The sequence below is a fragment of the Microbacterium sp. Soil_C_42 genome (assembly GCF_057656735.1).
The window spans coordinates 1-4,646 of record NZ_JBDGJU010000048.1; the positions used below are offsets into that span (position 1 = coordinate 1).

Annotated in this window: 5 protein-coding genes and 1 pseudogene; 3 read left to right on the plus strand and 3 right to left on the minus strand. The window is 71.8% G+C overall.

The features are described from left to right. The 3 genes and pseudogenes from AC3A46_RS17770 to AC3A46_RS17780 form a co-directional block, all read right to left on the minus strand. Positions 1–204 (minus strand): annotated as a pseudogene (locus AC3A46_RS17770) (methyltransferase); the annotation flags it as partial. Between the two features lie 16 nt (positions 205–220). Then, positions 221–1,372: a type III polyketide synthase gene (locus tag AC3A46_RS17775; RefSeq protein ID WP_487666400.1), complete on the minus strand. Its 1,152-nt coding sequence runs from the start codon at positions 1,370–1,372 to the stop codon at positions 221–223. A 134-nt stretch (positions 1,373–1,506) separates the two neighbouring features. Further along, on the minus strand, positions 1,507–2,931 hold the full coding sequence (locus tag AC3A46_RS17780) for an MFS transporter (RefSeq protein WP_487666401.1): 1,425 nt from the start codon (positions 2,929–2,931) through the stop codon (positions 1,507–1,509). Positions 2,932–2,988: 57 nt separating this feature from the next. Here AC3A46_RS17780 and AC3A46_RS17785 point away from each other — a divergent pair, with 57 nt between their 5' ends. The 3 genes from AC3A46_RS17785 (at position 2,989) to AC3A46_RS17795 (ending at position 4,628) form a co-directional block, all read left to right on the plus strand. Further along, positions 2,989–3,525: an ArsR/SmtB family transcription factor gene (locus tag AC3A46_RS17785; RefSeq protein ID WP_487666402.1), complete on the plus strand. Its 537-nt coding sequence runs from the start codon at positions 2,989–2,991 to the stop codon at positions 3,523–3,525. 88 nt (positions 3,526–3,613) lie between these two features. Further along, a complete protein-coding gene (gene rraA / locus AC3A46_RS17790; RefSeq protein ID WP_487666403.1) occupies positions 3,614–4,081 on the plus strand; it encodes a ribonuclease E activity regulator RraA in 468 nt (155 codons plus the stop codon). Between the two features lie 55 nt (positions 4,082–4,136). Then, positions 4,137–4,628 (plus strand): nucleoside deaminase, encoded by a 492-nt coding sequence (locus AC3A46_RS17795; RefSeq protein WP_487666404.1) that lies wholly within the window; start codon positions 4,137–4,139, stop codon positions 4,626–4,628. Positions 4,629–4,646: the final 18 nt, after the last annotated feature.

Consider the following 4,646-nt stretch of genomic DNA (forward strand, 5'->3'; position numbering starts at 1 on the left):
GCCGGAGCCGATGTCGAGGACGTGCGCCGGCCGGCCCAGCGCGGCGAGGCGAGGGCGCAGCCGCGTGCGGTAGACGACGCCCCAGCCCGAGACGAGGCGGTTGATCGTGCCGAACCGCCGCAGGGTGGCGCGCAGCGCGTCCGGATCGCAGTCCGGATCGTCCATGAGCTCGGCGAGCCGGTCGTCGCGGACGGCGAGGCTCATGCCGGCACCGCCGCCGTCACGCCGAGGCCGCCAGGGCCAGGCCGACGTCCTCCGCGGTCGTGACCGCCGGGCGGCGCCGGGTCATGAGCGCCGACTCGACGGTGAGCCCCGGGCCGAAGGCCAGTCCGGCGACCCGCGCGCCGTCGGGGACGTCGTCGTCGCGCAGCAGAGACGCGAGGATGAACAGGATCGTCGCGCTCGACATGTTGCCGAAGTCGCGGAGCACGGCGCGCGACGTCGCGAGCGCGTCGGGCGGGAGATCGAGGCCCGACTCGACCCGGTCGAGCACGCTGCGCCCGCCGGGATGCACGGCCCACACCTCAGGGAGTGTGTCGTCGCCGAGGAACCTCCCCACCGCCCCCTGGATCTCGCGGCCGATGATGCGCGGCACCTCGGCGGACAGGATCATCTCGAACCCGTTGTCGCCGATCGTCCAGACCATGTCGGTCTCACCCTCGTCGGTGAGTGCGGTGCCGAACCTGTCGAGGTCGAGCCCGCCGGGGTTCCCCGCGGCAGGATCGGCGGTGACGACCGCCGCCGCCGCGCCGTCGGCGAAGACGGATGCGGCCACGATCTGCTGCGGATCGTTCGAGGGCCGCAGATGCAGCGTGCACAGCTCGGTGCACACGACCAGCACGACCGCATCCGGTCTCGACGCCGCCAGGGCCGACGCCACGCGCAGCGCGGGCAGCGCCGCGGCGCACCCGATGAAGCCGAGGTGGCACCGCTCGACCGTCGGGCGCAGGCCGAGGTCGCGGACGAGGCGGTAGTCCGGGCCCGGAGCGAAGAGGCCGGTGCATGAGACGGTGACCACGTGGGTCACCGCGGACGGATCGATGCCGCCGTCGGCCAGGGCCGTGCGCGCGGCGGCGGCCGTGAGCTCGGGGGCCGACGCGATGAAGCGCTGGTTGCGCGCGCCGGTCGACGGGGAGAGGAGCCGGCCCTCCGAGTCGACGAACGCGGCGTCGTCGGGCGCGGCGGCGGCCGACGCGAACTCGGCCAGCACGGTGTGGCGCTGTTCGATCGCCGACGCGTCGAAGACCGCCTGGATGCGGCGCCGCGCGAGCCGGTCGGTCCCCTCCTGCGCCGCGAAGATGTCGCGCGCGACCGCCTGCGCGATGCGGGTGGGCGGAACAGCTGTGCCGATCGAGACGATGCGGGCCGTCATGGTGCAACCTAAGCACGCCCACGCCCCGAAGGGCACGACCTCGCCGGAAACCAACAGGTCGGGCACCGCACGGCGGACGGGGGACGGATGCCTCGGCCCGCACCCTGCGCGGCGGGCCGAGGCATCCTGGTCTGTCAGCGGGCGGGTTCGTGGTCGGTGTGCTCGGCGTGCGCGTCGGGGAGCTCCCGCATGCGCCAGAAGGGGCCGATGACGACGAACAGGCACGCGAAGAGCTCGCCGCATGCGGCGATCCACAGCGTGGGGACCGTGCCGATCCACGTGCCGAGCGCGCCGGCGAGCAACGCCGAGATCGGCATGACACCCCACACCACGAAGCGCACCGAGGCGTTCATGCGTCCGAGCAGGCGGGGTGGGGTGATGCGCTGGCGGAAGGTCACCTGGGTGATGTTGTAGAGCAGCACCGTGAAGCTCGTCAGGAAGAACTGGATGGCCAGCAGCGGGAACGCGAGGTTGGGCACCAGTGAGATCGCGGGCAGGAAGAAGGGGGTCACCGAGAACGCGATCGCGCTGATCGGGATCGCGCGGGCCTCGCCGATGCGCTCCACGATGCGGGGGGTGGCCATGGCGCCGAGGAGACCGCCGACAGCCGACACCGTGAACACGATGCCGAACATCTGAGGCGTGAGACCCAGCTCGCGCAGCGCGAAGATGGGCAGGAGGGTGGCGGCGATGGTGCCGAAGAAGTTCGCGGTGCCGGTGGTCAGCACGATGCGGCGCAGCAGCGGGTTGCCGAAGACCCAGCGCAGCCCCTCGCCGATCTCGTGGATCAGGGGCTTGTGGTCCTCCGGAGCGCGGAGCTGCTCGTGATCACGGGTGAACAGCAGCGCCACGAAGGAGGCGAGGTACGTGCCGACCGTGATCAGGATCGCGAGCGGCGCGACGAGGATCCCGAGCAGCCAGCCGCCCACCGCAGGGCCGGCAAGACCCGCGAGCTGCTCGGTGGACTGGAGCTTGCCGTTCGCCTCGGCGATCTGGTTCGCGCGCACGAGGGACGGCACGATGCTCTGATTGGACACGTCGAAGAACACCGTCGCGACGCCCATGATCAGAGCGACCAGGATCATGTGCCAGATCTGCAGGACCCCGAGCAGGGCCAGCACGGGCAGCGTGGCCAGGGCGGCGGCGCGGACCGCGTCGGCGACGATCATGACGTGCCGCTTGCGCATGCGGTCGATCCACGCGCCCGCCGGAAGTCCCACGATGAGGAACGCCGCGACCTGCGCGGCGCTGAGCACACCGACCTCCCACTCCGTGGCGTTCAGGGCCAGCACCGCGAGCACGGGGATCGCGAGCTCGGTGATCTGCGCGCCGAACTGGCTGAGCGCCTGGCCGCTCCACAGGGTCATGAAGTTGCGGTCCCGCCACAGCGCGCCCTTCGGCGCGGGCGCGGGGGCTGCGGCGGCGGCAGCATCCTGATCCGCCTCGACCGCCTCGCCGGCACCCGCGCGAGAGGTCAGGACGGATGCCTCGGCCCGGGCCTCTGCGAGGACGGCGTCGTCGATCGCCTCGGCCTCGCGGACGTCGTCTGATTGGGACATGTCAATCAGTGTGAGCCACTGATTGAGGACTGTCAATCAGTCTTGTACGCTGACCACGTGACGGGGGATCGCGAGGAGCGGATCGAACTGCGGCACGGGGATCCCGAGGCGGAGGCGCGGATGCGCGCGCTGAGCTCGCCCCTGCGTCTGCGGGTGCTGCGGCTGTGCGCGTTCGAGTCGCGCACCAACAAGGAGCTCGCCGAGCTGCTCGGCGTGAACCCCGGCACGATGCTGCACCACGTGCGCACGCTCGTGCAGACCGGGTACCTCGCCGCCCAGCCTGAACGCACCGGTGCCCAGGGGGCGCGAGAGGTGCCCTACCGCGCCACCGGCCTCTCGTGGCGAACGTCGATGCCCGGCGGCTCGCCCGTGCTCATCGAGACGTTCCTGCAGCAGATCGAGGGCGTCGACCCCGACGATCTCGACACCACCTGGCTGGGACTCAAACTCACCCCCGAGCACCGCGAGGAGTTCCAGCAGCGTCTCTACGACCTCGTCAGCGAGTTCAAGGAGCGCGACCCCGACCCCGACGGCGACACCTACTCGTTCTTCAGCACCCTGCACCCCGATATCAACCCGCCCGCCCCGGCCTGACGCCCGTTCTTGCGGTGCGCAGAAGGGCGCGCGAACTTCTCTTCCTGACGGATGCCTCGGGGCACGGCAACCGTCGTAGCGTCGGAGCATGACCACCTCGACGGCCGACCTCTACGACGAACGGGGCGACGAGCTCGACTCGCTCGCGCTGCAGCTGCACGACATCGGCGGGCGCGTCGCGTTCGACGGACCGATCCGCACCGTGCGGTGCCACCGCGACAACGCGCTCGTGAAGGCGCTGCTCGCCACCCCGGGCGAGGGTGCGGTTCTCGTGATCGACGGCGGCGGATCGCTCGAGTCCGCGCTGGTCGGCGACCTCATCGCCGCCTCGGCGGTCGAGAACGGCTGGGCGGGGATCATCGTGCACGGCGCGATCCGCGACCGGGTCGCGATCGGCGAGCTCGACCTCGGCGTCAAGGCGCTCGGTTCGAACCCGCGCAAGAGCGCGAAGGCGGGCGCCGGCGAGGTCGACGTGCCGGTGGTCATCGCGGGCGTCGCATTCGTGCCGGGCGCGCACGTATGGGCCGACGCGGACGGGGTGCTGGTCGAGCGGTGACCGCCCTGCGCGTGGGGTGGTGCGCGCGTCGCCGTGCGCTCGTATGGTGGGGCTGATGTCCACTACCGACGGCACGCCCGCCCGCTACCTCGCCCGGGCCATAGAGATCGCGACCGAGAACGTCCGCAACGCGGGCGGTCCGTTCGGGGCGGTCGTGGTGTCGGCCGACGGGCAGGTCTTCGAGGGCGTGAACCGCGTCACCGCCGACCTCGATCCGACGGCGCACGCCGAGGTCGTCGCCATCCGCCGGGCGTGCCAGGGGCTGGGGACGTTCGACCTCACCGGAGCGACGCTCTACACGAGCTGCGAGCCCTGCCCGATGTGCCTGGGCACCGCGCTCTGGGCCCGCGTGGACCGGGTGTACTTCGCCGCCGACCGTGAGGATGCCGCCGCCGCGGGCTTCGACGACGCGGTCTTCTACCGGTACTTCGACGGCCGCCCCGAGCACCGCGACATCATGCCCGTGGAGTCGATCGACCTCACGCCCGCGCACCGCATCGCCCCGTTCACCGAGTGGGGCCGGACCTCGACGCGCATCGAGTACTGACCCGGTCCGCGCTCCGCT

Coding starts and splice junctions, on each gene's coding strand:
- AC3A46_RS17780 (WP_487666401.1), bottom strand. CDS start 2,931: ATGTCCCAATCAGACGACGTCCGCGAGGCCGAGGCGATCGACGACGCC.
- AC3A46_RS17775 (WP_487666400.1), bottom strand. CDS start 1,372: ATGACGGCCCGCATCGTCTCGATCGGCACAGCTGTTCCGCCCACCCGC.
- AC3A46_RS17795 (WP_487666404.1), top strand. CDS start 4,137: ATGTCCACTACCGACGGCACGCCCGCCCGCTACCTCGCCCGGGCCATA.
- rraA (WP_487666403.1), top strand. CDS start 3,614: ATGACCACCTCGACGGCCGACCTCTACGACGAACGGGGCGACGAGCTC.